The following is a 25,013-nucleotide window of genomic DNA, read 5'->3' as shown; positions in this document are numbered from 1 at the left end:
AAAGGTATGGACATCAATATGTCGCTCATCGGCCAGATGATCACCTTCGCGGTGTTGGTCTGGTTCTCGATGAAGTTCGTATTTCCAGCGCTGAACAACGCGCTGGATGAGCGTGCCAAACGAATCGCGGATGGATTGGCTGCGGCCGATCAAGGTCAGGCTTCGATGGCAGTCGCTGAAAAGCGTGCGCAAGAGGCATTGAACAGTGCACGTGAAGAAGCGTCGCAACGCGTTGCGGACGCTGAAAAGCGCGCGCAGCTGGTTGCTGAAGAGATCAAGCAAAATGCACAAGCTGAAGCTGCGCGTATCATTGCGCAAGCCCAGTCGGACGCCGAACAGCAACTGTCGAAAGCACGCGAACAATTGCGCGCTCAGGTGGCTGACCTGGCTGTCAAGGGTGCCGAGCAGATCCTGAAGCGTGAAGTCAACGCTACGGCTCACGCCGAAATGTTGCAGCGTCTTGCTGTCGAGCTGTAATCATGGCAGAACTCGCAACCGTCGCCCGTCCCTACGCGGAAGCTTTGTTCCGCGTAGCCCAAGCTGGTAAGGAGTCAAGCAACCTCGCGGCGTGGTCCGAGCTGGTGTCCGAACTGGCACAGATCGGTAGCCACCCCGAGGTACAGGCGTACGCGCGCAATCCGAAGGTTTCGGAAAGCGACGTCGCCGCCACCATCCTGTCGTTGTTGAAATCGCCGCTCAATGAGGAAGTGAAAAACTTCGTCACGATGTTGATCGAAAATGGCCGCATCAGCCTGCTGCCGGAAATCGGCGCGCAATTCCATGCCTTGAAAAATGGCCTGGAAGGTGCGGCTGACGCCGAGATCACGAGCGCTTTCGATCTGAGCGAAGGCCAAACGGCCGAGCTGGTCGCAACGCTGGAAAAGAAATTCAGTCGTAAGCTCAACCCTGCCGTCACAGTGGATCCATCGCTGCTCGGCGGCGTGCGCGTGGTTGTTGGCGACCAAGTGCTCGATACCTCGGTGCGCGCCAAGCTGCAGCAACTGCACGCTGCACTGGTGTCGTAAGACACGCGCTTCGGCAGGCCAGCTTAGACAGACCCTTACCCCTCGCGCAAGCTGAGAGAAACACTTTTAGGAGTTAGTATGCAACTCAACCCATCTGAAATCAGCGAGTTGATCAAGAGCCGGATCCAAGGTCTTGACGGCGGCGCTGAAGTGCGTAATCAAGGCACGGTTATTTCCGTCGCCGACGGTATCTGCCGCATCCACGGTTTGTCGGACGTGATGCAAGGCGAGATGCTGGAATTCCCAGGCAACACGTTTGGCCTGGCAATGAATCTGGAACGCGACTCCGTCGGTTCCGTGATTCTGGGTGCCTACGAGCACATCTCCGAAGGCGACACGGTGAAATGCACCGGCCGCATTCTGGAAGTGCCAGTCGGTCCTGAGCTGCTCGGCCGCGTAGTCAACGCGCTGGGCCAGCCGATCGACGGCAAAGGCGCCATCGAGACCAAACTGACGGCCGCGATTGAAAAAATCGCTCCGGGCGTGATCGCCCGTGAATCCGTTTCGCAACCAATGCAAACCGGCCTGAAGTCGATCGATGCGATGGTTCCCGTTGGCCGCGGCCAGCGCGAACTGATCATCGGCGACCGTCAAACCGGCAAGTCGGCCGTGGCGATTGATGCGATCATCAATCAAAAAGGCCAGGGCATGAAATGTATCTACGTCGCGATTGGCCAAAAAGCCTCGTCGATCAAGAACATCGTGCGCTCGCTGGAACAGCACGGCGCGATGGAATACACCATCGTTGTCGCCGCTTCCGCTTCGGAATCGGCCGCCATGCAATACATCTCGCCGTACTCCGGTTGCGCCATGGGCGAATACTTCCGTGACCGCGGTGAAGATGCACTGATCGTCTACGATGATCTGTCCAAACAAGCTGTTGCATACCGTCAAATCTCGCTGCTGCTGCGCCGTCCACCAGGTCGCGAAGCGTACCCAGGCGACGTGTTCTACCTGCACAGCCGCCTGCTGGAACGCGCAGCACGCGTGAACGCCGACTACGTCGAGAAGTTCACCGACGGCGCCGTCAAAGGCAAGACCGGTTCCCTGACGGCACTGCCGATCATTGAAACGCAAGCTGGCGACGTGTCCGCATTCGTTCCAACCAACGTCATTTCGATTACCGACGGTCAGATCTTCCTGGAAACCTCGCTGTTCAACGCCGGTATCCGTCCTGCGATTAACGCCGGTATTTCCGTATCGCGCGTCGGTGGCGCCGCCCAGACCAAGGTCATCAAAAACCTGTCCGGCGGTATCCGTACCGACTTGGCGCAGTACCGTGAACTGGCCGCGTTTGCGCAGTTCGCTTCGGACCTGGATGAATCGACCCGCAAGCAGCTGGACCGTGGTGCCCGCGTAACGGAATTGCTCAAGCAAGCCCAATACTCGCCACTGTCGATCTCGCTGATGGCCGTATCGCTGTTCTCGGTGAACAAAGGCTTCATGGACGACGTGCCAGTCAAGCAAGTGCTGTCGTTCGAAGCTGGTGTCCACGCTTACATGAAGACCAAGCAAGCTGCTCTGCTGGCCAAGATCGAAGAAACCAAGCAACTCGACAAAGACAGCGAAGCAACTCTGTCGGCGGCCATTGCTGATTTCAAGAAATCCGGCGCATATTAAGCGGCCAGGCGGCGCCCGCCTCGAGTGAGGCGCCGCCCTACGCGCAGAAGGAGTAAGGACTCATGGCATCAAGCAAAGAGATACGAGGCAAGATCAAGAGCGTAGAGAATACGAAGAAGATCACCAAGGCGATGGAAATGGTCGCCGCGTCCAAAATGCGCAAGGCGCAAGACCGGATGCGGGCCGCTCGTCCCTACAGTGACAAGATTCGGAATATCGCCGCCAATCTGGCGAACGCCAATCCGGAATACACGCACCCGTTCCTGGCAGTTGCCCAGGGTACGCAAGCGAAGGCAGTGGGTTTCATCGTTGTCACGACCGACAAAGGTCTGTGCGGCGGCATGAACACCAACATCCTGCGCCAGGTGACGTCGAAGTCGCGCGAGCTGGAAGCAGCTGGCAACCGGATTGAAGCAGTTGCCATCGGTAACAAGGGTTTGGGTTTTTTGAATCGCATCGGCGTCAAGATCGTCGCCTCTGCCATTCAAACCGGTGATACGCCGCACCTGGATAAATTGATCGGACCTGTCAAGGTCATGCTCGAAGAATTCCAGGCTGGCAAGCTCGACGCAGTGTACCTGTGCTACACCAAATTCATCAACACGATGAAGCAGGAACCAGTGGTCGAACAGTTGCTGCCGTTGACGGCTGACAAAATGGTCGCCGACAAGAGCGCACACTCGTGGGATTACATCTACGAGCCGGATGCACAAAGCATCATCGACGAATTGCTGGAGCGCTATGTAGAAGCGCTGGTGTACCAGGCAGTCGCGGAGAATCTGGCGTCCGAGCAATCGGCACGGATGGTCGCGATGAAAGCTGCAAGCGACAACGCGGGTAGTGTGATCGGCGAATTGAAGCTGATCTACAACAAGACCCGCCAAGCTGCGATTACCAAAGAACTCTCCGAAATCGTCGCCGGTGCGGCTGCGGTTTAAACGAATTTAACTATATTGAAGGAACGAACATGGCTGATGGCAAAATCGTTCAGTGTATCGGCGCTGTGGTGGACGTTGAGTTTCCCCGCAACGCGATGCCTAAGGTATTTGATGCCTTGAAGATGGCAGGCTCGGAACTGACCCTGGAAGTACAACAGCAGTTGGGCGACGGCATTGTCCGTACCATTGCACTCGGCTCGTCCGATGGCCTGCGTCGCGGCATGATGATTCAAAATACCGGCAAACCTATCATGGTGCCAGTCGGTAAAGCAACCCTGGGTCGCATCATGGACGTGCTGGGCAACCCGATCGACGAATGCGGCCCCGTGTCGCACGAGCAGATCGCGTCGATCCACCGCACCGCTCCTGCATACGACGAATTGTCGCCATCGCAAGAACTGCTGGAAACCGGCATCAAGGTGATCGACCTGGTGTGCCCGTTTGCAAAAGGCGGTAAAGTTGGTCTGTTCGGCGGCGCTGGCGTAGGCAAGACCGTGAACATGATGGAACTGATTAACAACATCGCCAAGGCGCACAGCGGCGTGTCCGTGTTCGCCGGCGTCGGTGAGCGTACCCGTGAAGGTAACGACTTCTACCACGAGATGGCTGACGCGAAAGTGGTCGATCTGGAAAACCCAGAGAACTCCAAAGTGGCGATGGTCTACGGTCAGATGAATGAACCGCCAGGTAACCGTCTGCGCGTCGCGCTGACCGGCCTGACGATCGCTGAATCGTTCCGTGATGAAGGCAAGGACGTGTTGTTCTTCGTCGACAACATCTACCGCTTTACGCTGGCCGGTACCGAAGTGTCGGCACTGCTGGGCCGTATGCCGTCGGCTGTGGGTTACCAACCGACCCTGGCGGAAGAAATGGGCCGTCTGCAAGAGCGTATTACGTCGACCAAGACCGGTTCGATCACCTCGATCCAGGCCGTCTACGTTCCAGCCGATGATTACACCGATCCGTCGCCTGCTACCACGTTTGCTCACTTGGATTCGACCGTTGCGCTGTCGCGTGACATCGCTTCCCTGGGTATCTACCCAGCCGTGGACCCGCTGGATTCGACCTCGCGTCAGCTCGATCCGTTGATCGTTGGTCAAGAGCACTATGACACCGCGCGTGCCGTGCAAACGACCCTGCAACGCTACAAGGAATTGCGCGACATTATCGCGATTCTGGGTATGGACGAGCTGGCACCGGAAGACAAACTGCTGGTTGCCCGTGCACGTAAGATGCAGCGTTTCCTGTCGCAGCCTTTCCACGTCGCTGAAGTCTTTACCGGCGCGCCTGGTAAATACGTTTCGCTCAAAGACACGATCAAGGGCTTCAAAATGATCGCTTCGGGCGAACTCGATCACCTGCCGGAACAAGCGTTCTACATGGTCGGCACGATCGAAGAAGCAATCGAAAAAGCCAAGAAACTTAACTAAGTTAAGTCTGGGCCTAACCCCGCCCGTTAGACGGCGGGGTTCTTCAACCCGATAGGACACACATGGCACACACAATTCACGTTGACGTGGTTTCCGCTGAAGAACTGATTTTTTCAGGCGAAGCAGAATTCGTCGCGTTGCCGGGTGAACAGGGCGAGCTGGGTATCTACCCACGCCACACGCCTTTGATTACCCGCATCCGTCCGGGCGCGGTCCGCATCAAGGTAGTCGGCCAGGCTGAAGAAGAGTTCGTCTTCGTTGCCGGCGGCCTGCTGGAAGTGCAACCGGATACCGTGACCGTCCTGGCCGATACCGCGATCCGCGGTCACGACCTCGACGAAGCGAAAGCGCTGGAAGCGAAGAAGTTGGCGGAAGAAAATATCCACAACAAGGATTCGGGCATCGACTACGCGCAAGCGCAAGCCGAGCTGGCCAGCGCGATTGCGCAGCTGGCAGCGATCCAGAAGCTGCGCAAGCATTAATTTGCTCGCACGCAGTAATACAAAAAGGCAGCCTGCGGGCTGCCTTTTTATGCTTCAGCCGCTTGGCTTATTCGCAGCTTGGCTGCCAGGCGCTATCGCGCAACTGGGCAGCCAGGCTGGCATTGCCCTCATTGACCAGCTTCAGGCTAGCCTGCCTGCCCGCCGCTGACTGGTCCGCGCCCGCCGGTGTCTTTACCGCATATTGAAACTGCAGCAGGCCACCACAGGCGGCAGCGCCATGAAAGCTCTTGCTGACGTTCGATTCATACACGGGGTTGGCCGCATCCGGTTCATATACCGACCGCATCAGCACGTGGCCGTTCTCGACAGTGACGGAGGAAATGGGTTCCGGCTTGGTGGCTGCCAGCGACTTGAGCAGGGCGGCCGAGAAGTCCAAGGGATCGGTCTTGGAATGGCCTTCGTAGAGTATGGTAATCAGGCTGCTCCATTTTTCCACCGCTTCGCCATTCGTCGTATATTCATACAAGGCCCGTTTGCTGTTGCGACCCTGCGGCGCGGTAAACACCAGCGTGTAGACTTTGTCGGCATGGTGAATCTCTTGCGGCACGATCAGCTTCTGCGCGAACAGCGAGCTGCTGGCGAACAGGCAAGCTGACAATGTACTCAGTAGTAAAACGGTTTTTCCCTTGAACACAGTGCATCCTCATGTCATGGTTGGCGGACCGCGCGCATTGCGTGCGGGGCATCTCTGTTGGTAGTGCATTTGACTATACCTTGCATATTTCTCAATTGCAACTTTGATATATTCCAGCATCCTGGCTGCGGCTCGGCTGTTCACGCCATTCCATCCTTGTCACGTTGCCTGAAGGCCTTCATCGTCACTTTCCACTTGGCGCGCGCGGCAATGCGCTCGAGCGGCGTCTCCTCGCTGCGGCGCGCGTCGCGCAGCAGCTTGTGATAGTTGCGCAGGCGGTCCCCGTCGACGGCGCCACGCACCTGGCAACCGGGTTCGCTGGCATGCTGGCAATCGCGGAACTGGCACGTTGCGGCAAGCGCCGCGATGTCGTCGAACGTGGCCGCCAGGGTCTGCGCATCGGCGTCGGCGCGCCAGCTGCGCAAGCCCGGCGTGTCGATGATGCAGGCGCCATCCGCACACAGGTGCAGCGAGCGGGCCGTTGTCGTGTGCCGGCCGCGGCCGTCGCCGTGGCGCACGCCGTTGGTCGCTTGATCCGCCGCGCACAAGGTATTGGTCAGGCTGGACTTTCCCGCGCCCGATGAGCCGAGCAGTACCAGGGTCTGGCCGGCACCCAGCCAGGGTTCCAGGATGGCCACGTCATACGCGTGGCGCGTATCGATGGCGAACAGCGGCACGTGGGGCGGCAGGCGCTGTTTCAGCAGCGCCAGCTTGCCCGGCACGTCGTCGGCCACGTCGGCCTTGCTCAGCACCACCACGGGGCTGACCTGGGCCGCCAGCACGATGGTCAGGTAACGCTCCAGGCGGCGCGGATTAAAATCCTCATCGAGTCCCATCACCAGCAGGGCCGTGTCGACATTGCTGGCCAGCACCTGGCGCCGGCCGTCATTGCCGCGCCGCGCGATCTGCGTGACTGGGGATAAGTACGCCGTTATCCACAGCGTGCCGTGAAGATCGGGTTCGGCGGCGATCCAGTCGCCGACAGCAAGGATGGTGTCGTGTTCCAGCAGCGCGTGCAGCAGGCGTGGCAGGATCTGCGCCGGCTGTTCCAGGCTGCCGTCGTGCACGCCGATGCTGTCGCGGTGCACGGCGCTCACGCGCATCAGCTGCGCGGTGGTGGAAGATAAGTTGAGTTGGGTGGCCGCGCCGGCGATAGCCTGCTGCAGCCCGATAAGGCGTAGTTGCGCAAAATCGAATGCGATCATGGTAGCGTGATTCCAAATTCTGTCGTCCGCGTGCGGACGTATAGCCTGCGCGTGCAGGCACCGCCAGTCGCGATGACTGGCACGAAAGAAGGGGAAGTCGGCTACGCGATCACGCGTATGGGGAATTGCGGGCTAAGGGGCTTAGCCGGGAAATACAGTGATCAGGCAGCCGACAGCACGGCAGTATCCGAATGGCGCATGTTGTCTACTCCTGTTGTGTGATGGAAAACGCCAGTGTGCCAGCGGCACGCACTGCCGTCAATGGACGGTGTGGCTCAGCTGCACATGCCGTAAGCCTGACGCTCGGGGAAATAGCGGTACGTAAACGTGCGTACCGGGTAGCGCTTGCCGCCGACGAGCATGTCGGGCATGGACAGATCAAAGCGCTGCGGCAGCTGGCGCGGCAGTTGCAGGCGCAAGCGCCACTGGGTTTCCTTGCTGTTGCCGACGGCGGCAAACATGATGGGCAACTGCTCGATGACGTCGACGATCTCCGCCTTCTGGTTCATGCCGCGCTGGTAAATGGTGAGTATCTTGGCTTCCGCGAAAGGCGGCTTTTTCGGTTCTTCCAGCAGGAAGGACAGGCGCGTAAAACTGGCTTGGGTGCCGACGGGCAAGGTAAAAATCAGCGCCAGCTCCGTGCCGCCTTCCTTCAAGGTGACAGGCGGCGTGGCGTAGATGCTGATACCGCGCGGCAGTTCGAAACGCGAGCCATCCGTCCACGTCTTGCACTCGGGCGTGGTGGCCTGGTACAGGCTGGGCGCCGTGTAGTCATCGCAGGCGGAAACCAGCAGCAGCAGGGGCAGGGCAAGGAGGGCGGAACGGCGCATGGGAGTCACGGTTGGGGGATCAGCCGACAGTGTAAGCGATCCCCGCGCGATCCACCAGCGACGCCAGGCCTACCCGGGCGGGGCGCGCCGCACGGACTGCAGCTGGCAATGCGCCGGTTGCAGCGCCGCCTGGATGATGTCCAGCGCCAGCTGCGGCCGGGCCGCGCCGCACATGAAGATGTCGACGGCAGCAAAGCCCACTTCGGGCCAGGTATGCAGCGAGATGTGCGACTCGGCCAGCAGCAGCACTCCCGTGACGCCCTGGCCCGGGCCAAAGCTGTGGAAATGGCCGTGCAGTACCTGCGCACCGGCCGCGACGGCCGCCTCGCGCAGCAGGCCTTCGAGCGCGGCGCAATCGCGCAGGCGTTCCGGGGCGATGCCCGACAGGTCGGCCAGCAGATGGATGCCCAGGGGCAGATGCGGTGCGGACGCCATGCTTATTTGTGGCTGCCGCCGCTGGAGCCGCCGCCATAGCTGCCGCCGCCGCTGCCCGTGCGCGAACTCCAGCTGCTGCCGCCGCTGCTGCCGCTGCCGGCCACCTTGAACATGCGCACCCAGTTGGCGGCCGTGACACTGAAGGTCACCATCAGGGCGTAGATCACGTATTTACTCATGGGGGATTCTTTGCATTCTTGTCGAGGAAAACGGCGGGCAGGAACAGCGCCAGGCAGCCCAGCAAACTCCACATCAAGGTGCTGGAGAACGACACGAACATGGGGATCGCATTCAAGACCAGCACGATGACGATGAAGACCTTGGCGATGCCGCGGTGACTGAGCTGGATATTCGCCGTTTTGATGGTGCCATGGAAGGCGGCGCCGAACCAGGCGGCCATCTGGTCATAGGCGACGGGCACGGAGCGCGACCAGGTCATTTCCTCGCCCGTGAGTTCCGCCGCCAGCTTGGTCTGTCCCTGCTCGAATTCATAGACGCGCGTGCTGTCGCCGACGGCCACCTTCCAGTTGAAGGCGCCGGCCGCATACACGACCTGCGAGCCGTAGTCATACAGTTTGCGGTAGGTGGCGCCATCGAGCGTGCAGCTGGCGGCGTCCAGCGAGGCCCAGCTGGGCCAGTTCGGCAGCACGTTCGAGCGCGACCAGCCCTCGTCCGTTTCCACCAGCCAGAAGAAGCCGGCGCGCGCGTTGTACAGCAGGTATTCGTTCCACTCGCTGCCCTCGTCGTCGGCGCGGCGCATCATGCCGATCACCGTGAAATCCACATTGCTGATCTTCGCGCTGGCGCCCAGTTCCAGCGTGATGTCGGCGTTGTCGTGCACCTGCTTGCCGATGGCCAGCACCTGCGCTTCCGGGCCGCTGGCGTCGAGCTGCGCGTGGCAGGCGGGACACACGAGCTGCGCCGCGGCGCCAGGGACGTACTGGATGCCGCTGCCGCAGGAGGGGCAGTCGAGCGCATCGAGCTTGCCGCGGTACTTGCCGGCGCTTTTGGCGATGGCCTCGTCGTCGCGCAGCAGCTGGCATTGCAAACTGTCCAGGGTGACGGCGACGCCCTGGTAGACGACCGGTTGCGGGCCATCCGTGTAGTCGAGCGTGACGAAGCTCGCGTAGTTGCGGAAGTCCGCCACCTGGATGCGCCAGCCGGCGCCCACCTTGAAGGGCAGCTCGCCCTGGCCGGCGATGCATTCGGCGCTGCGGATCTCGGCGGCCGTGTACGGTTCGCCGCAGATCGTGTAGCGCCTGCCCGGCGCCAGCTCGCCAAAGGCGGGCAGGGCATCCTGCGTGCCGCGCTCGCGCGTCAGCGTGTACAGGCCGGACGAGTCGCCCAGCCACGCGGTGCTGGCGTCGTCGAACAGCAGATACCACTCGTTCCACGTGCCGGCGCTGTAGCGCTGCTGGATGCGCCCGACGACGGTGAAGTGCACGCCGTCGTGCACGCCGGCCGTGCCGATCTGGATTGGTGAATAGTCTTCCAGGACGGCCGACATCTTGCCCACGTCCCTGACGGCATCGGCGTCCTTGAGGATGGTGCTGTGGCAGTACTCGCACACGGCGAGCACGGAAGCGTGCGAGCGGAAATGCACTTCCGCGCCGCAGCTGGGACAGGAAACAGTTTGCATGCAGTCGTATTTCGCCCTAATCAGCCGATCAGTTTTTTCAGCAGTTCAGCCTTGGCGCCATCGTAGTCGGCGGGCGAAATGAGTCCCTTGTCCAGTAAACCCTTGAGTTTTTCCAGGCGCGCCTCAACCGGTTCTTCCGCGGGTGCGGGTGGCGCCGCCGGAGTGGGCTGCTGCAGCGCACCGCCCATGCTTTGCGCCATCACCTGGCCGATCGACAGCCCGGCGCCGATGCCCGCGCCGATGCCGGCCATGCCGCCCTCGTTCTGCGCCGTCAGCGGGATCGCGTTGGCTACCTGGAATTTGGTGTAGCCGCTCATCTTGTCGGCGCCCAGGCCGCCCTTCATGCCGGCGGAAATACGCTCGTCGAGCGCCGCCTGCAATTCCTCGGGCAGGCTGATGCTGGCTACGTTGAATTCATCGAGGCCCACGCCGTAGCGGGCAAACGCCTGCGTCAGGCCATCCTTGACCTCTTGCGCCATCAGCGCCTGGTTGGCCGCCATGTCGAGGAAGGGAACATTCGCGCCGCCCAGCGAGCTGGCCATGCTCGACATCAGAATGCCGCGCAACTGATCTTCCACCTCGTCGCGCGTATAGACTTCGCGCGTGCCGCTGATCTCGGTGAAGAAGGTGCGGGCGTCGGCGATGCGGTACGAATACATGCCGAAGGCGCGCACGCGGATCATGTCGAAATCCTTGTCGCGGATGGTGATCGGCTGCGGCGTGCCCCACTTGCGGCCGGTCTGCACGCGCGTGCTGAAGTAATACACGTCCGACTTGAACGGCGAATCGAACAGCTTGTCCCAGTTTTTCAGGTTGGTCAGCAACGGTAACGTTTGCGTCGTCAGCTTGTGCGTGCCGGGACCGAAGACGTCGGCGATCTTGCCTTCATTGACGAAGACGGCGACCTGCGATTCGCGCACATTCAGGATGGCGCCGTTCTGGATCTCGAAATCCTGCATGGGGAAGCGCCAGGCCAGCACGCCTTCCGTCTCTTCGTTCCACTGCAGTACGTCGATAAACTGCTTCTTGATAAAGCTGCCGAGGCTCATGATGGATGTCCTTGAATAAGATAAAGCGGTGTCAGGAAATGCAGGCGGCGTTGATGGCGCCGATCGACAGCGAAATGGCGCCCAGCAGGCCGCCGAAGGCGCTGTTGTTCGATTCGATCTGATCCTTCGACATGCGCAGCAGGCGCGTGGTGACCACATAGGCGAGCAATTGCACCACCATGGCGCCAAAGGCCCAGGCGAAGAATTGCTGGTAGTCGGCCGTGTGCATCAGGGACGAGGCGATGGTGGCGGAAAAGCCCAGCAGCGCGCCGCCCAGCGACAGGGCCGCCGCCTGGTTGCCCTGTCGGATCAGCAGCACTTCGTTATACGGCGTGACGCGCGTGTAGATGATAAAAAAGGCAATCAGCAGCGCGGCGGCCAGTATAAGATGGATCAGATAGTTTAGGATGGCGGGCACGGCTTTCCTCGCAATGAGTATTTGATAACGTCAACGCATATTAGAACAAAAAAAAGTCCAATGAACAAAAAGATTCTGATTTTGTCCGTCTTCGTGGTCGCCTCCTGCGGCCTCGCGTATGAACTGATCGCCGGCGCCATGTCCAGCTACCTGCTCGGCGATTCCATCCTGCAGTTTTCGACCATCATCGGCTGCTATCTGTTTGCCATGGGGGTGGGCGCCCACTTTTCCAAGTATGTGCGGGACGACGACGTGCTCTCGCGCTTCGTCGACATCGAGCTGGCCGTGGGCCTGATCGGCGGCTTGTCGGCCGCCATCCTGTTCATGACGTTCTCGTGGATGGCCGCGCCATTTCGCACCTTATTGTATGTGATGGTGTTCCTGATCGGCGCACTGGTCGGCATGGAAGTGCCGCTGGTGATGCGCGCCCTGAATTCGCGCCAGACGGAGTTTTCCGAACTGGTCAGCCGCGTGCTCACCTTCGATTACCTGGGTGCGCTGGCCGTCTCCCTGCTGTTCCCGCTGGTGCTGTCGCCCTACCTGGGCCTGGTGCGCACGGGCTTTTTGTTCGGCATGCTCAATGTGGGCGTGGGCCTGTGGACGATTTACGTGTTCCGCGCGGAGCTGAAGAACCTCACGGGGCGCTTCCTGCGCGCCTGCGCCGTGATGCTGGTGCTGGTCGCCGGCTTTGCCATGTCCGACCGCATGGTGGCCTGGGGCGAGCACGGCCTGTTCGGCGACCAGATCGTGTATTCCACCACCACGCCCTACCAGCGCCTGGTGATCACGCGCTGGAAGGACGATACGCGGCTCTACATCAACGGCAACCTGCAGTTTTCCTCGCGCGACGAGTACCGCTACCACGAGGCGCTCGTGCACCCCGTGCTCGAAGCGCTGCCGTGGGCGCGCCGCGTGCTGGTGCTGGGCGGCGGCGATGGCCTGGCGCTGCGCGAAATCCTCCGTTATCCACAGATCGAACACGTCACCGTGGTCGACCTCGATCCTGCCATGACGGCCGCGTTTACCACGCGCCCGGAACTGGCAAAGTTAAATAACAACTCGTTCTCGGACAAGCGCGTCACCGTCGTCAATGCCGATGCCGCCGTCTGGCTGCGCAACAACGGCGACATGTTCGACGCGGCCATCGTCGATTTCCCCGATCCGTCCAGCTTCGCGCTCGGCAAACTGTATTCGGTGCCGTTCTACGACCTGGTGAAAAAGCACCTGGCGGCCAAGGGCTTGATGGTGGTGCAATCGACGTCGCCGTTCTTTGCCCCGCACGCCTACTGGACCATCAATTCGACCCTGCGCGAAGTGGGCATGCGCACCTGGCCCTACCACGCCTACGTGCCCTCGTTCGGTGAATGGGGTTTTATCCTTGCTTCGCCCCAGCTCGACTACGCACCGCCGACGCAATACCGCCTGCCGATGCGCTACCTGAATGCGGACACCACGCGCGAGATGTTCATCTTCCCGCCCGACATGCAGCCGCTGCCCATGGCGCCGAACCGCTTGAATACCCAGTCGCTCGTGCATGAATTCGAGCAGGACTGGAACCGGGTGATCCGCTGATGCAGCGCCGCTCCTTCATGCTGTGGGCCGCCGGCGGCGCCGCGGCGGCAGCCGCTGGCATCGGCAGCATCGCCGCGTATCTGCGCTGGCAGGAAATCACGCCCAAGGTGCTGTACCCGGGCCGCAGCGAGGGGCATTATTTGCGCAAGCTGCTGCGCGAGGGCACGGCGCTGCCGCCGCCTGCACGCACCTTGACGACCGACGTGGCCATCCTCGGCTCCGGCATCGCGGGCCTGACGGCCGCCTGGCGCCTGAACAAGCTGGGGCACGGGGACTTTCTCATGATCGATGGCCCGCAGCCGTATGGCAACGCGGCCGGCGGCCACTTCGGCGACCTGGCCTATCCGACCGGCGGCCACTATCTGCCATTGCCTTCGCCCGAATCGACCCATGTGCGAGAGATTTTGTTCGACCTGGGCATCATCGAGCGCGATCCGCAGGCGGAAAAGCCATATTACGACGAGCGCTACATCCTGCACGCGCCGGAAGAGCGATTGCTGTTCAACGGCCACTGGCAGGACGGCTTCATTCCCACCGAAGGCGTGTCGCCTGCGGAACTGGCGCAGCATGAACGCTTCTTTGCCGAGGTGCGGCGTTTGCGCCAGGCGCATGGCAACGATGGCAAGCGCGTGTTTGTCTTTCCTACCGTGGAGTCGTCGCAAGATCCGGCCTGGCAGGCGCTCGACACCATCACCTTGAAGCAGTGGATGGAGCGCGAAGGCTATACCTCGCCCACCCTGCACTGGTATCTGAATTACTGCTGCCGCGACGATTACGGCACGCGCTACGACCAGGTCTCGGCCTGGGCCGGCCTGCATTACTACTGCAGCCGCTGGGGCCAGGCCGCCAATGCGGGCAATGGCGCCTGGCTGACCTGGCCGGGCGGCATGCAACCGGTCGCCACGGCCATGGAACAGGCGTCCAAGGTCCGGCGCCACGCGGGCACGGTGGTTTCCCTCACGACGACGGCCAACGGCGTGGAAGCGCTGTGCCTGGAACTGGTCGACGGCCAGCCGCGCACCTACCTGGTCAAGGCGCGCAAGGCCATCTGCGCCATGCCGCTGTACGTGGCGGCGCGCGTGGTGAAGAACATCGCCGACTATGGCTTCGACGCGAAACGCGATACGCCCGCGTATGCGCCGTGGCTGGTGGCGAATTTTCTACTGAAACGCTTTCCCGACGAACTGCCGCATGCGCCCCTGTGCTGGGACAACGTGGTGTACCAGGAACCGGGCCTCGGCTACGTTGTCTCGACCCACCAGGACATCCGCGTGCGCCCGCCCGAGAAGACCGTCTTCAGCGCTTACGTGGCCCTGTCCGACCGCACGCCGCAGCAAGCGCGCAAATGGTTAGATGTGGCCAGCCCCGAAGAACTGCTGGCGCTGGCCAGCGTCGATTTAAAGACGGCGTATGGACGCGATTTTGCCAGCTGCGTCGAGCGCGTCGACATCACCGTGCGCGGCCACGCCATGGCGGCGCCCTTGCCGGGATTTCGCAGCAACGCGGGCTTGAAGGCCTTGCGCGAACACGACGGCGCCATCCTGTTCGCGCATGCGGATTTGTCGGGCTTTTCCGTGTTCGAGGAAGCGGCATGGTGGGGGGATAGGGCGGCGCGGCTGGCGGCTGTCTGACGCGATGCAAAAGTCGCCTTAGATGATTTCTGTCAACCTCTTCATTTTTTTCCAAAACATAATAAATAGCTGTACCGCTTGTGCGGACAGCTTTCTTTTTGTGTTAACAATGGAGCGAAAATGAAGCAGACAAAGCATCGGTTTGAGGACGGCAGGATGGAAAAAATACGCCGTAGTGTCACGTCTATTTTCTTTCCGCTAGCAAAGTGGCGCTACTTTGTGCTGTTTCAATCCAAGGCCCAGGCAACTTCCTGGATCGTTACCCTGCTGATATGCATGGTAGCCATCACTTATCTTTTTTCTCTGGATCGTGAATCGAAGGCGCCACTTGAGGTGGTATTGCTGGGGGCGGGGATAGGATCGTTGTTCTCGCTGATAGCCGTCCTTCCGGCCGCATTCAAGGTACGGGATAATGGACTTGGCATGCTTGGGGAAATAGAAGTGCGTCTGTTAAAAATGCATTATGTCGAGGAAGCGCGCCATACTGGCATCGTTATCTATCGGCAGAATTTGCCGCGCTTGCTGCGCTGGGATGAGGGCAATATCGAGATCAGGAACGAGGAAGGTGTTTTCGTGGTCAGTGGTGGGTATCTTTCGTTGCGAAAGCTTCGTGGTGGCTTGCTGAAATCATATTGATGATGTGAATGGAATAAAAAAGGCCGGCGCGAACGCCGGCCAGAGCCCCCTAAGGCTCGAACCTGTGCTTCCTTGTTCTTCTCATTTATTTTTATTAATCACGTCAATGAACACGGCCGCCAGCAGCACCAGGCCCTTGATCACCTGCTGGTAATCGATGCCGATGCCCATGATGGACATGCCGTTGTTCATCACGCCCATGATGAAGGCGCCGATGACGGCTCCCATCACCTTGCCCACGCCTCCCGAGGCGGAGGCGCCGCCGATGAAGCAGGCGGCGATCACGTCCAGCTCGAAGCCCGTGCCCGCCTTCGGCGTGGCCGTGTTCAGGCGCGCGGCGAAGATCAGGCCGGCCAGCGCGGCCAGCATGCCCATGTTGACGAAGGTGTAGAAGCTGACCCGCTCCGTCTTGATGCCCGACAGGCGCGCCGCCTTTTCGTTGCCGCCCACGGCGTACACGCGGCGGCCCAGCACGGTGCGGTTGGTGATGAAGGTGTAGGCGACGATGAGCAGCGACATCACGGCCAGCACGTTGGGAAAGCCGCGGTACGACGCCAGCAGGTAGCTGAAATACACCATCACGGCCGCGAAGATGGCGTTTTTCAGCAGGAAGAAGGCGCGCGGCTCGTTTTCCATGCCGTGTTTCAGTTGCTTGGCGCGGCTGCGCAGCGAGGTGACGATCAGCGCCGCGGCGGCGATCACGCCCAGCAGCAGCGACAGGCCGCGCAGGTTCTCGCCGCCGAACGGGTCGGGCAGGAAGCCGGAGCTGAGCATCTGGAAGCCTTCCGGGAAGGGACCGACCGACTGGCCTGCCAGCAGCGCCAGGGTCAGGCCCTTGAACACCAGCATGCCGGCCAGGGTGACGATGAAGGACGGGATTTTAAAGAAGGCGACGAAATAGCCTTGCGCGCCGCCGATGACGGCGCCGGCCAGCAGGCAGAGGATGCTGGCGGCGACAAAATGCATGTGGTAGTTGACGATCAGGACGGCGGCCAGCGCGCCGACGAAGCCGACCACCGAGCCGACGGATAAATCGATATGGCCGGCCACGATGACCATCAGCATGCCCAGCGCCATGATGACGATGTAGCTGTTCTGCAGCACCAGGTTCGTCAGGTTCAGCGGCTGCATCAGGGTGCCGTCCGTCATGTACTGGAAGAAGCCCATGATGACGATCAGCGAGAGCAGCATGCCGTAGTCGCGCATATTGTTTTTCAGGAAGCCGGCATAGCTTTTCGCTTGCGGCGCGGCCGCTGGCGCTGCTGCTGCCGGCGCGCCTGCTGTCAATTTATTGTCCATTGTTTTCTCCGTGTGTAACGATCGCGCGCATGATGCGTTCCTGCGATGCTTCTGCCGCGCTCAGTTCTGCCGCGAAGCGGCCTTCGTTCATGACATAGATCCGGTCGCACATGCCCAGCAGTTCCGGCATTTCCGAGGAAATCATGATGATGCATTTGCCTTCGGCGGCCAGCTCGCTGATGATGCTGTAGATCTCGTACTTGGCGCCCACGTCGATGCCGCGGCTCGGTTCATCGAGGATCAGCACGTCGGGGCGCGAAAACAGCCACTTCGCCAGCACCACTTTCTGCTGGTTGCCGCCGGACAGGTTGACCACCTTCTGCGCCACGCTCGAGCAACGGGTCTTGAGCTTGCGGCGGAACTCCTCGGCCACGCCGAATTCACGCTGCTCGTCGATCACCATGTGCTGCGAAATCGCGTCCAGGTTGGCCAGGCTGGTGTTCTTCTGGATGTCTTCCTCGAGGATCAGGCCCAGGCCCTTGCGGTCTTCCGTGACATACGCGAGGCCGTGCGCGATCGCCTTGCCGATGGTGCTGACGTCGATCTCCTGGCCATGCTTGAGCACCGTGCCGCTGATGCGCTGGCCGTAGGCGCGCCCGAAAATGCTCATCGCCAGTTCCGTGCGCCCGGAGCCCATCAGGCCGGCGATGCCGATGATCTCGCCCTTTTTCGCGTGCATATTGATGCCCTTGATGACGGGGCGGTCGGCATGCTCGGGATGGAAGACGCGCCAGTCGCGCACCTCGAAAATGGTCTCGCCGATGGTGGGCGTGCGCGGCGGATAGCGGTCGGCCATTTCGCGCCCGACCATTTTTTCGATGATGCGGTCTTCGCTGACGGGCTCCGTGCGGCAGTCGAAGCTGTCGACCGTGTTCCCGTCGCGCAGCACCGTGATGGCGTCGGCGACCCGTGAAATTTCATTGAGCTTGTGCGAAATCAGGATCGAGGCGATGCCCTGGGCTTTCAGGCCCAGCAGCAGGTCGAGCAGGGCCGCGCTGTCGCTTTCGTTCAGGCTGGCCGTCGGTTCGTCGAGGATCAGCAGCTTGACGTCCTTGCACAGCGCCTTGGCGATCTCGATCAGCTGCTGCTTGCCCACGCCCAGGTTGGTGATCAGGGTGTCCGGAGACTCCTTCAGGCCGACTTTGTGCAGCAGTTCGCGCGTCTTCGCTTGCGCGTATTCCCAGTCGATGACGCCCATGCGGGCCGGCTCGTTGCCGAGGAAGATATTCTCGGCGATCGACAGCTGGGGCACCAGCGCCAGTTCCTGGTGGATGATGATGATGCCGATTTCTTCGCTGTCCTTGATGCCGCGGAAGTGCCGCGTCTGGCCCAGGTAATCGATGTCGCCCGTATAGCTGCCATGGCCGTAGACGCCGCTCAGCACTTTCATCAGGGTCGATTTGCCGGCGCCGTTTTCGCCGACGATGGCGTGGATCTCGCCGCTGCGTACCCGCAGGTTGACATTGTCGAGCGCAACGACGCCCGGGAATGTTTTGCGTATCCCGCGCATTTCCAGGATAGTGTTCGTCATATAACCTCTCTGGCACGGCCGCGCTGGTGGGCAGCGGTCGTGCGGCAGTCTTGTTCTTGATCGTGCGTGAAGCGAAAGGCCCGGCAGTGCCGGGCCTTCAGTACCTTGGATGCTTATTTCACTTGCGCTTCCGTGTAGTAGCCGCTGCCGGTGACGAGCACCTGCTTCCAGTTCGCCTTGTCGACGGTGACCGGTTTCAACAGGTAGGACGGCACGACCTTCACGCCGTTGTTATAGGTCTTGGTATCGTTGACGGCCGGCGTCTTGCCGCTCATCATCGCGTCGACCATATTGGCCGTGACCTTGGCCAGTTCGCGCGTGTCCTTGAACACGGTCGATGCCTGTTCGCCGCGGATGATCGATTTCACCGACGGGATTTCCGCATCCTGGCCCGTCACGACGGGGAACGGCTGTTTCGGCGTGCCGTAGCCGACGCCCTTGAGCGAGGACAGGATGCCGATGCTCAAGCCGTCATATGGCGACAGCACGGCGTCGACGCGGGCATTGCCGTAGTAGGCGCTGAGCAGGTTGTCCATGCGCGCTTGCGCCACGGCGCCGTCCCAGCGCAGGGTGGCGACCTTTTCCATGCCCATCTGCTTCGAGCGCACCACCAGCTTGCCGCTGTCGATGTACGGTTTCAGCACCGACAGCGCGCCGTTGTAGAAGAAGTGCGCGTTGTTGTCGTCGGCCGAGCCGCCGAACAGTTCGATATTGAACGGGCCCTTGCCTTCCTTGAGTTTCAGCGCCGATTCGATGTAGCCCGCTTGCAGCACGCCGACCTGGAAGTTGTCGAAGGTGGCGTAGTAATCGATGTTTTTCGTGCCGCGGATCAGACGGTCATACGAAATGACCTTGATGCCCTTGTCGGCCGCCTTTTGCAGCACGTTCGACAAGGTGGTGCCGTCGATGGCGGCGATCACCAGCACCTTGGCGCCCTTGGTGATCATGTTTTCCACCTGCGCCAGCTGGTTCGGGATATCGTCGTCGGCAAACTGCAGGTCCGTCTTGTAGCCGCGCTCCTTGAATACCTTGACCATGTTGTCGCCGTCGGCGATCCAGCGCATGGACGACTTGGTCGGCATCGAGATGCCGATCGCGCCCTTGTCTGCGGCGCTTGCCACGGGCATTACCGCCATGCCGGAGATGGCCAGCGCCAGGCTCGCGGTCAGCATTTTCATTGTTGTTTTCATTTCAGGTCTCCACCGTCTTCGATAGTTGAATGTGCCAGGGCCGTCGTCCAGCGGGCGGGCTCCGTGCGAATGGCCGATTGCGGGCCACGGCTGATACTAGTTTGTCCATCCATCCCTCACCAATCACTTTTTTCGCATAGCCGATATCCAAAACGATATCGATAGGCCAATTGATGCGATGCGCCATTGCATGCTTTCCCGCCTGCGGAAAGGACGGGAACGGGGGCCGGGCGGCGGCTTTTTTTGGTGCGCTGCAATACCAATAATCATCATTCAATTTGGTGATTTTCGTAATTGCGGCGACACAGGGCGGCGCGCAGAATCGGTCCGAACTTGAAGACCAGCCATCCCGTCACGACCTTTTGAAAGCTTGCCATGCAGCCGATTTCCCCCGCCTCCCTGTTGCCCGCCGACCTGGCGCAGGCTCTCCTCATCGGCCGCATCTGGCGTGACGGCCCCTGCGTCGTCGCCGTGCGCGGCGGCGAGGTGGTCGACATCACGCAAACGGTAGCGACGGTGGCCGAGCTGTTCGAACGCAGCGATGCGCTCGATATCGCTCGCCATGCGCCCGGCATCGCGCTCGGCCCCGTGCAGGCGCTGCTGGAGCAGGCGCTGGCCGCGCCGGCCGGCGAGCCGCTGCTACTGGCGCCGTGCGACCTGCAGGCCGTCAAGGCCTGCGGCGTGACCTTCGCCGTCAGCCTGCTCGAACGGGTGATCGAGGAACAGGCGGGCGGCGACGCGGCGCGCGCGGCAAGCTTGCGCGCCGCGCTGCAAACGACGCTGGGCGGCGACTTGTCCGCATTAAAACCCGGCTCGGAGGCGGCGCAGCGCTTGAAACAGCAGCTGCAACAACGCGGCGCCTGGTCGCAATACATGGAAGTGGGCATCGGCCCCGATGCGGAAGTGTTTACCAAGGCGCAGCCGATGTCGTCGGTCGGCTGCGGCGCGCAGGTGGGCTTGCTGCCATCGTCCGCCTGGAACAACCCGGAGCCCGAGATCGTCCTGGCCGTCAACAGCCGTGGCGAGGTGCTGGGGGCGACCTTGGGCAACGACGTCAACCTGCGCGACATCGAAGGGCGCAGCGCCCTCTTGCTGGGCAAGGCCAAGGATAACAACGGCTCCTGCGCCATCGGCCCCTTCATCCGCCTGTTCGACGAGCACTTCACGCTCGACACCGTGCGCGAGGCGGAAGTGTCGCTGCTGATCGAAGGCGCGGACGACGGCTTTGTGCTCGAAGGCGCCAGCTTCATGCGCGAAATCAGCCGCGACCCGCTTGACCTGGTGCGCCAGACGGCAGGCCAGTACCACCAGTATCCGGACGGTTTCATGCTGTTCCTCGGGACCATGTTCTCGCCCGTAAAGGACCGCGGCGCGCAGGGCGGCGGCTTTACGCACCACCTGGGCGACCGCGTGACGATTGCCAGCGCCGCGCTGGGTGCGCTGGTCAACGAAGTGCAGCGCTGCGATGCGATTGCCCCCTGGACGTTCGGCGTGCGCGCGCTGTACCAGAACCTGGCGCAACGCGGCTTGCTTTGATCCGATTATTTTAAAAAGAGAGACACCATGCAGCATGCAACTTACCCCAGCCTGGCCGGCAAGCGCGTCGTCATCACGGGCGGCGGCACCGGCATCGGCGTGGCCATCGTCGAGGCGTTCGCGCGCCAGGGCGCCCACGTCACCTTTCTCGACATCGCCCGCGAGGCGTCGCTGGCGCTGCAGGAAAAGCTGGCGCACCTGGCGCAGCCGCCCGTTTTCCGCTATTGCGACCTGACGGACCTGGGCGCCCTGGCCGCCACCTTCGCCGAGATCGCACACAGCGCGGGCGCCACGGATATCCTCGTCAACAACGCGGCCAATGACGACCGCCACCAGCTGCAGGACGTCACGCCCGCCTACTGGGACGAGCGCATGGCCGTCAACCTGCGCCACCAGTATTTCTGCGCCCAGGCAGTGGCGCCGGCCATGCGCGCCAAGGGCAGCGGCGTGATCCTCAACCTGGGCTCGATTTCCTGGCACCTGGCGCAGGCGAACCTGTCGATCTACATGACGGCGAAAGCCGGCATCGAAGGCCTGACGCGCGGCCTGGCGCGCGACCTGGGTGCCGACGGCATCCGCGTCAACTGCATCATTCCCGGCGCCGTGCGCACGCCGCGCCAGGAGCGGCTGTGGCATACGCCGGAAGCGGAAGCCGTGATCCTGCAGGGACAATGCCTGCAGCTGCGCGTGGAGCCGGAAGACGTGGCGGCGCTGGCGCTGTTCCTGGCGTCCGACAACGCGGCCAAGTGCGCGGGCCGCGAATACTATGTCGACGCAGGCTGGTACGGCGCATGAGCACCCCAGGCAACCGCCAGGCGCGGCGCTTCCGCTCGCAGGACTGGTTCGACAATCCCGACCACATCGACATGACGGCGCTGTACCTCGAGCGCTTCATGAACTACGGGATCACGGCCGAGGAACTGCGTTCGGGCCGGCCCATCATCGGCATCGCGCAAAGCGGCAGCGATATCAGTCCCTGCAACCGCATCCACCTGGAGCTGGCCCAGCGCGTGCGCGACGGCATCCGCGACGCGGGCGGCATCCCGATGGAATTCCCGCTGCACCCGATCTTCGAGAACTGCCGCCGTCCCACGGCCGCGCTGGACCGCAACCTCGCGTATCTGGGCCTGGTGGAGATCCTGCATGGCTATCCGATCGACGCCGTGGTGCTGACGACGGGCTGCGACAAGACCACGCCGGCGCAATTGATGGCCGCGGCCACGGTGGACATTCCCGCCATCGTGCTGTCGGGCGGCCCCATGCTTGATGGCTGGATGGACGGCGAACTGGTCGGTTCCGGCGCGGCCATCTGGAAGGGCCGCCGCCAGCTGTCCGCCGGCTTGATCGACAACGACAAATTCCTGCAGATCGCCGCCGCCTCGGCGCCGTCGGCCGGCCACTGCAACACCATGGGCACGGCATCGACCATGAATGCGCTGGCCGAAGCGCTGGGCATGTCGCTGACGGGCTGCTCGGCCATACCCGCGCCGTACCGCGAACGGGGCCAGATCGCCTATGCAACGGGGCGCCGCATCGTCGGCATGGCGCATGACGACGTGCGCCCGTCGAGCATCCTCACGCGCGAGGCCTTCCTGGACGCCATCATCGTCAACGCGGCCATCGGCGGCTCCACCAACGCCCAGCCGCACCTGATGGCCATGGCGCGCCATGCGGGTGTGGCATTGCACTCGAGCGACTGGATGGCGCACGGCTACGACGTGCCGCTGCTGTTGAACATGCAGCCGGCCGGGAAGTATCTGGGCGAGCGCCTCCACCGCGCCGGCGGCGTGCCGGCCGTGATGTGGGAGCTGCAGCAGGCGGGCCTGCTGCATGCGGACCGGTTGACGGTCACGGGCCAGAGCATGGCGGCCAACTTGCAAGGCCGCGAGAGCGCGGACCGCGAGATGATCCGCCCGTTTGCCGCGCCGCTGAAGGAAAAGGCCGGTTTCATGGCCTTGCAGGGCAACCTGTTCGATTTTGCCATCATGAAAACCAGCGTGATCTCGCCCGCCTTCCGCGAGCGCTACCTGTCGCGCCCCGGCAGCGAGGGCGTGTTCGAGGCGCGCGCCATCGTCTTTGACGGTTCTGCTGACTATCACGCGCGCATCAACGACCCGGCGCTCAATATCGACGACAGCTGCATGCTGGTCATGCGCGGCGCCGGCCCTGTCGGCTGGCCCGGTTCGGCCGAGGTGGTCAACATGCAGCCGCCCGATGCCTTGCTCAAGGCGGGCATTCTGAACCTGCCGACCCTGGGCGATGGGCGCCAGTCGGGCACCTCGGACAGCCCCTCGATCCTGAACGCGTCGCCGGAAAGCGCCGTGGGCGGCGGCCTGGCGCTGCTGCGCACGGGCGACATCATCCGCGTGGACCTGAACGGGGGCCAGTGCGACATGCTGGTCGATGCGGCTGAACTGGCGCGCCGCGCCCAGGAACTGCCGCCGCCCGTCAACGGCAGCGCCACGCCGTGGCAGGAAATCTACCGCGCCAGCGTGGGCCAGCTGGAAACGGGCGCCTGCATGGAGCTGGCCCTGAAATACCGCGCCGTGGGCCAGACCCTGCCGCGCCACAACCATTAGCAGGCAGGTCGCGTTAGGTCGGGTTAGCGCTGCGCGCGTAACCCGACACCACCACAGACATAAAATTTTTCAGCAGTACCCGCAGTTAAAAAACGTCGTTAATAAAATCCACAAGGAGACACACAATGAACAAGATCATCAGTGCAGCCATCATGACCGCCATGCTGGCATTGAGCAGCAGCGCCGCCCTGGCCGATGCGAAAAACCCGAAGATCGGCTTTTCCATCGACGACTTGCGCGTGGAACGCTGGACGCGCGACCGCGATTTCTTCATCGCCGCGGCCGAAAAGCAGGGCGCCAAGGTCTTCGTGCAGTCGGCCGACGCCAGCGAGCAGCGCCAGATTTCGCAGATCGAAAACCTGATCTCGCGCGGCGTCGATGTGCTGGTGATCGTGCCGTTCAATGCCACGGTGCTCAACAACACCGTCAAGGAAGCGAAAAAGGCCGGCATCAAGGTGTTGTCGTATGACCGCCTGATCCTGAACGCCGATATCGATGCGTATATCTCGTTCGACAACGAGAAAGTGGGAGAGATGCAGGCCGAAGGCGTGACCAAGCTGCAGCCGAAGGGCAATTACTATTTGCTGGGCGGCTCGCCCACCGACAACAATGCCAAGATGCTGCGCGAAGGCCAGATGAAGGTGCTCAAACCGTTCATCGACAAGGGCGATATCAAGATCGTCGGCCAGCAGTGGGTGAAGGACTGGAGCGCCACCGAAGCGCTGTCCATCGTGGAAAACGCGCTGACGGCCAACGGCAACAAGATCGACGCCATCGTCGCCTCGAACGACGGCACGGCCGGCGGCGCCATCCAGGCCCTGGCCGCGCAAAAACTGGCCGGCAAGGTGCCGGTCTCGGGCCAGGACGCCGATCTGGCGGCGGTCAAACGCGTCATCGCCGGCACGCAATCGATGACCGTCTACAAACCCCTGAAAACCATCGCCGCCGAAGCGGCCAAGCTGGCCGTGCAACTGGCGCGCAATGAAAAGCCCGCCTACAACTCCAGCTATGACAACGGCCTGAAAAAAGTCAGCACGGTGCTGCTCAAACCCACGCCCTTGACCAAGGCGAACGTGAACATTCTCGTCGACGACGGTTTCTATACCAAGGCGCAGCTGGGTAATTGATTACCCGCTTGCTGTCGGCTTACGCGCTGCGCGCTAAGCCGACCTACGATTGCCCGCATCGGCCGTTATCCGACAATCGCCGGCTCCGGAAACGCCGGTGGTGGTGTCGGCCGTCCGCATCGACCGTAGGTCGGATTAGCGGCGCCATGGGCGCCGCGTAATCCGACATTTCCCCCGTATCCGCAA

24 protein-coding genes are annotated in these 25,013 nt (G+C 62.0%); 13 read left to right on the top strand and 11 right to left on the bottom strand.

From position 1 onward, the window contains the following. The first annotated feature begins 6 nt into the window (after positions 1 to 6). The 6 genes from AC1Q6X_RS10335 (at position 7) to AC1Q6X_RS10310 (ending at position 5,495) form a co-directional block, all read left to right on the top strand. Complete coding sequence (locus tag AC1Q6X_RS10335) at positions 7 to 477, top strand: F0F1 ATP synthase subunit B (RefSeq protein ID WP_034752697.1); 471 nt, start codon at positions 7 to 9, stop codon at positions 475 to 477. A gap of 2 nt (positions 478 to 479) precedes the next feature. Then, positions 480 to 1,025: a F0F1 ATP synthase subunit delta gene (locus AC1Q6X_RS10330; RefSeq protein WP_034752699.1), complete on the top strand. Its 546-nt coding sequence runs from the start codon at positions 480 to 482 to the stop codon at positions 1,023 to 1,025. A gap of 78 nt (positions 1,026 to 1,103) precedes the next feature. Further along, positions 1,104 to 2,645, top strand: a complete 1,542-nt coding sequence (atpA, locus tag AC1Q6X_RS10325; RefSeq protein WP_034752701.1) for a F0F1 ATP synthase subunit alpha — start codon at positions 1,104 to 1,106, stop codon at positions 2,643 to 2,645. Between the two features lie 62 nt (positions 2,646 to 2,707). Then, complete coding sequence (gene atpG / locus AC1Q6X_RS10320; RefSeq protein WP_070218929.1) at positions 2,708 to 3,583, top strand: F0F1 ATP synthase subunit gamma; 876 nt, start codon at positions 2,708 to 2,710, stop codon at positions 3,581 to 3,583. A gap of 29 nt (positions 3,584 to 3,612) precedes the next feature. Further along, entirely contained in the window at positions 3,613 to 5,013 is a 1,401-nt protein-coding gene (gene atpD, locus AC1Q6X_RS10315) for a F0F1 ATP synthase subunit beta (protein WP_034752705.1), read from the top strand. 62 nt (positions 5,014 to 5,075) lie between these two features. Further along, positions 5,076 to 5,495: a F0F1 ATP synthase subunit epsilon gene (locus AC1Q6X_RS10310; RefSeq protein WP_065307860.1), complete on the top strand. Its 420-nt coding sequence runs from the start codon at positions 5,076 to 5,078 to the stop codon at positions 5,493 to 5,495. Positions 5,496 to 5,562: 67 nt separating this feature from the next. Here the strand turns inward: AC1Q6X_RS10310 and AC1Q6X_RS10305 are convergent, their stop codons facing one another. From AC1Q6X_RS10305 to AC1Q6X_RS10270, 8 genes are all read right to left on the bottom strand, one after another. Further along, positions 5,563 to 6,114: an HI_0983 family protein gene (locus AC1Q6X_RS10305; protein ID WP_492496772.1), complete on the bottom strand. Its 552-nt coding sequence runs from the start codon at positions 6,112 to 6,114 to the stop codon at positions 5,563 to 5,565. 176 nt (positions 6,115 to 6,290) lie between these two features. Further along, the gene (rsgA, locus tag AC1Q6X_RS10300; RefSeq protein ID WP_492496770.1) at positions 6,291 to 7,355 is read right to left on the bottom strand and encodes a ribosome small subunit-dependent GTPase A; all 1,065 of its coding nucleotides are present in this window, start codon (positions 7,353 to 7,355) and stop codon (positions 6,291 to 6,293) included. Between the two features lie 275 nt (positions 7,356 to 7,630). Then, complete coding sequence (locus AC1Q6X_RS10295) at positions 7,631 to 8,185, bottom strand: hypothetical protein (RefSeq protein ID WP_070218932.1); 555 nt, start codon at positions 8,183 to 8,185, stop codon at positions 7,631 to 7,633. 69 nt (positions 8,186 to 8,254) lie between these two features. After that, positions 8,255 to 8,620 (bottom strand): adenosylmethionine decarboxylase, encoded by a 366-nt coding sequence (gene speD, locus AC1Q6X_RS10290; RefSeq protein WP_492402462.1) that lies wholly within the window; start codon positions 8,618 to 8,620, stop codon positions 8,255 to 8,257. Between the two features lie 2 nt (positions 8,621 to 8,622). Further along, on the bottom strand, positions 8,623 to 8,799 hold the full coding sequence (locus AC1Q6X_RS10285) for a hypothetical protein (RefSeq protein WP_175539277.1): 177 nt from the start codon (positions 8,797 to 8,799) through the stop codon (positions 8,623 to 8,625). Beyond that, positions 8,796 to 10,259 carry a DUF4178 domain-containing protein gene (locus tag AC1Q6X_RS10280; protein ID WP_492496768.1) on the bottom strand — a complete coding sequence of 488 codons (1,464 nt, stop codon included), beginning with the start codon at positions 10,257 to 10,259 and terminating at the stop codon, positions 8,796 to 8,798. Before AC1Q6X_RS10280 ends, AC1Q6X_RS10285 begins: the two co-directional genes overlap by 4 nt. 20 nt (positions 10,260 to 10,279) lie before the next feature. Next, a complete protein-coding gene (locus AC1Q6X_RS10275) occupies positions 10,280 to 11,308 on the bottom strand; it encodes an SPFH domain-containing protein (RefSeq protein ID WP_492496766.1) in 1,029 nt (342 codons plus the stop codon). Positions 11,309 to 11,339: 31 nt separating this feature from the next. Beyond that, positions 11,340 to 11,726 (bottom strand): DUF350 domain-containing protein, encoded by a 387-nt coding sequence (locus AC1Q6X_RS10270; RefSeq protein WP_070288892.1) that lies wholly within the window; start codon positions 11,724 to 11,726, stop codon positions 11,340 to 11,342. Between the two features lie 60 nt (positions 11,727 to 11,786). On the opposite strand from AC1Q6X_RS10270, the gene AC1Q6X_RS10265 reads away from it, so the two are divergent. From AC1Q6X_RS10265 to AC1Q6X_RS10255, 3 genes are all read left to right on the top strand, one after another. Beyond that, complete coding sequence (locus tag AC1Q6X_RS10265) at positions 11,787 to 13,298, top strand: polyamine aminopropyltransferase (RefSeq protein ID WP_436498154.1); 1,512 nt, start codon at positions 11,787 to 11,789, stop codon at positions 13,296 to 13,298. Then, positions 13,298 to 14,929, top strand: coding sequence for an NAD(P)-binding protein (locus tag AC1Q6X_RS10260; RefSeq protein WP_492496763.1), 1,632 nt, complete (start codon positions 13,298 to 13,300; stop codon positions 14,927 to 14,929). The genes AC1Q6X_RS10265 and AC1Q6X_RS10260 overlap by 1 nt, the downstream gene beginning before the upstream one ends. Before the next feature lie 120 nt (positions 14,930 to 15,049). After that, on the top strand, positions 15,050 to 15,565 hold the full coding sequence (locus AC1Q6X_RS10255) for a hypothetical protein (RefSeq protein ID WP_070218939.1): 516 nt from the start codon (positions 15,050 to 15,052) through the stop codon (positions 15,563 to 15,565). Between the two features lie 81 nt (positions 15,566 to 15,646). Here the strand turns inward: AC1Q6X_RS10255 and mmsB are convergent, their stop codons facing one another. The 3 genes from mmsB to chvE form a co-directional block, all read right to left on the bottom strand. Further along, the gene (gene mmsB, locus AC1Q6X_RS10250; RefSeq protein WP_070313118.1) at positions 15,647 to 16,864 is read right to left on the bottom strand and encodes a multiple monosaccharide ABC transporter permease; all 1,218 of its coding nucleotides are present in this window, start codon (positions 16,862 to 16,864) and stop codon (positions 15,647 to 15,649) included. Continuing rightward, positions 16,854 to 18,395: a multiple monosaccharide ABC transporter ATP-binding protein gene (gene mmsA / locus AC1Q6X_RS10245; RefSeq protein WP_070313117.1), complete on the bottom strand. Its 1,542-nt coding sequence runs from the start codon at positions 18,393 to 18,395 to the stop codon at positions 16,854 to 16,856. The genes mmsB and mmsA overlap by 11 nt, the downstream gene beginning before the upstream one ends. Positions 18,396 to 18,508: 113 nt before the next feature. Next, on the bottom strand, positions 18,509 to 19,531 hold the full coding sequence (gene chvE, locus AC1Q6X_RS10240) for a multiple monosaccharide ABC transporter substrate-binding protein (protein WP_225243237.1): 1,023 nt from the start codon (positions 19,529 to 19,531) through the stop codon (positions 18,509 to 18,511). Positions 19,532 to 19,960: 429 nt separating this feature from the next. Here chvE and AC1Q6X_RS10235 point away from each other — a divergent pair, with 429 nt between their 5' ends. The 4 genes from AC1Q6X_RS10235 (at position 19,961) to xylF (ending at position 24,827) form a co-directional block, all read left to right on the top strand. Continuing rightward, positions 19,961 to 21,121 (top strand): fumarylacetoacetate hydrolase family protein, encoded by a 1,161-nt coding sequence (locus AC1Q6X_RS10235; RefSeq protein ID WP_070218943.1) that lies wholly within the window; start codon positions 19,961 to 19,963, stop codon positions 21,119 to 21,121. Positions 21,122 to 21,148: 27 nt separating this feature from the next. Next, positions 21,149 to 21,916 (top strand): D-xylose 1-dehydrogenase, encoded by a 768-nt coding sequence (xylB, locus tag AC1Q6X_RS10230; protein ID WP_070218944.1) that lies wholly within the window; start codon positions 21,149 to 21,151, stop codon positions 21,914 to 21,916. Continuing rightward, positions 21,913 to 23,700: an IlvD/Edd family dehydratase gene (locus tag AC1Q6X_RS10225; protein ID WP_492496760.1), complete on the top strand. Its 1,788-nt coding sequence runs from the start codon at positions 21,913 to 21,915 to the stop codon at positions 23,698 to 23,700. Before xylB ends, AC1Q6X_RS10225 begins: the two co-directional genes overlap by 4 nt. 152 nt (positions 23,701 to 23,852) lie before the next feature. Continuing rightward, positions 23,853 to 24,827 carry a D-xylose ABC transporter substrate-binding protein gene (gene xylF / locus AC1Q6X_RS10220; protein ID WP_099377905.1) on the top strand — a complete coding sequence of 325 codons (975 nt, stop codon included), beginning with the start codon at positions 23,853 to 23,855 and terminating at the stop codon, positions 24,825 to 24,827. The last annotated feature ends 186 nt before the right edge of the window (positions 24,828 to 25,013 follow it).

This window comes from Janthinobacterium sp. GW823-FHT06H09, from assembly GCF_058794735.1.
Note: the sequence above shows the minus strand (reverse complement) of the source record. Positions and strands in the feature narration are given on the sequence as shown.

What these genes read in the sequence shown, in the direction of transcription:
- AC1Q6X_RS10335 (WP_034752697.1), top strand. Translation starts at nt 7, where the DNA reads ATGGACATCAATATGTCGCTCATCGGCCAGATGATCACCTTCGCGGTG.
- AC1Q6X_RS10330 (WP_034752699.1), top strand. Translation starts at nt 480, where the DNA reads ATGGCAGAACTCGCAACCGTCGCCCGTCCCTACGCGGAAGCTTTGTTC.
- atpA (WP_034752701.1), top strand. Translation starts at nt 1,104, where the DNA reads ATGCAACTCAACCCATCTGAAATCAGCGAGTTGATCAAGAGCCGGATC.
- atpG (WP_070218929.1), top strand. Translation starts at nt 2,708, where the DNA reads ATGGCATCAAGCAAAGAGATACGAGGCAAGATCAAGAGCGTAGAGAAT.
- atpD (WP_034752705.1), top strand. Translation starts at nt 3,613, where the DNA reads ATGGCTGATGGCAAAATCGTTCAGTGTATCGGCGCTGTGGTGGACGTT.
- AC1Q6X_RS10310 (WP_065307860.1), top strand. Translation starts at nt 5,076, where the DNA reads ATGGCACACACAATTCACGTTGACGTGGTTTCCGCTGAAGAACTGATT.
- rsgA (WP_492496770.1), bottom strand. Translation starts at nt 7,355, where the DNA reads ATGATCGCATTCGATTTTGCGCAACTACGCCTTATCGGGCTGCAGCAG.
- AC1Q6X_RS10295 (WP_070218932.1), bottom strand. Translation starts at nt 8,185, where the DNA reads ATGCGCCGTTCCGCCCTCCTTGCCCTGCCCCTGCTGCTGCTGGTTTCC.
- speD (WP_492402462.1), bottom strand. Translation starts at nt 8,620, where the DNA reads ATGGCGTCCGCACCGCATCTGCCCCTGGGCATCCATCTGCTGGCCGAC.
- AC1Q6X_RS10285 (WP_175539277.1), bottom strand. Translation starts at nt 8,799, where the DNA reads ATGAGTAAATACGTGATCTACGCCCTGATGGTGACCTTCAGTGTCACG.
- AC1Q6X_RS10280 (WP_492496768.1), bottom strand. Translation starts at nt 10,259, where the DNA reads ATGCAAACTGTTTCCTGTCCCAGCTGCGGCGCGGAAGTGCATTTCCGC.
- AC1Q6X_RS10275 (WP_492496766.1), bottom strand. Translation starts at nt 11,308, where the DNA reads ATGAGCCTCGGCAGCTTTATCAAGAAGCAGTTTATCGACGTACTGCAG.
- AC1Q6X_RS10265 (WP_436498154.1), top strand. Translation starts at nt 11,787, where the DNA reads ATGAACAAAAAGATTCTGATTTTGTCCGTCTTCGTGGTCGCCTCCTGC.
- AC1Q6X_RS10260 (WP_492496763.1), top strand. Translation starts at nt 13,298, where the DNA reads ATGCAGCGCCGCTCCTTCATGCTGTGGGCCGCCGGCGGCGCCGCGGCG.
- AC1Q6X_RS10255 (WP_070218939.1), top strand. Translation starts at nt 15,050, where the DNA reads ATGAAGCAGACAAAGCATCGGTTTGAGGACGGCAGGATGGAAAAAATA.
- mmsB (WP_070313118.1), bottom strand. Translation starts at nt 16,864, where the DNA reads ATGGACAATAAATTGACAGCAGGCGCGCCGGCAGCAGCAGCGCCAGCG.
- mmsA (WP_070313117.1), bottom strand. Translation starts at nt 18,395, where the DNA reads ATGACGAACACTATCCTGGAAATGCGCGGGATACGCAAAACATTCCCG.
- chvE (WP_225243237.1), bottom strand. Translation starts at nt 19,531, where the DNA reads ATGGCGGTAATGCCCGTGGCAAGCGCCGCAGACAAGGGCGCGATCGGC.
- AC1Q6X_RS10235 (WP_070218943.1), top strand. Translation starts at nt 19,961, where the DNA reads ATGCAGCCGATTTCCCCCGCCTCCCTGTTGCCCGCCGACCTGGCGCAG.
- xylB (WP_070218944.1), top strand. Translation starts at nt 21,149, where the DNA reads ATGCAGCATGCAACTTACCCCAGCCTGGCCGGCAAGCGCGTCGTCATC.
- AC1Q6X_RS10225 (WP_492496760.1), top strand. Translation starts at nt 21,913, where the DNA reads ATGAGCACCCCAGGCAACCGCCAGGCGCGGCGCTTCCGCTCGCAGGAC.
- xylF (WP_099377905.1), top strand. Translation starts at nt 23,853, where the DNA reads ATGACCGCCATGCTGGCATTGAGCAGCAGCGCCGCCCTGGCCGATGCG.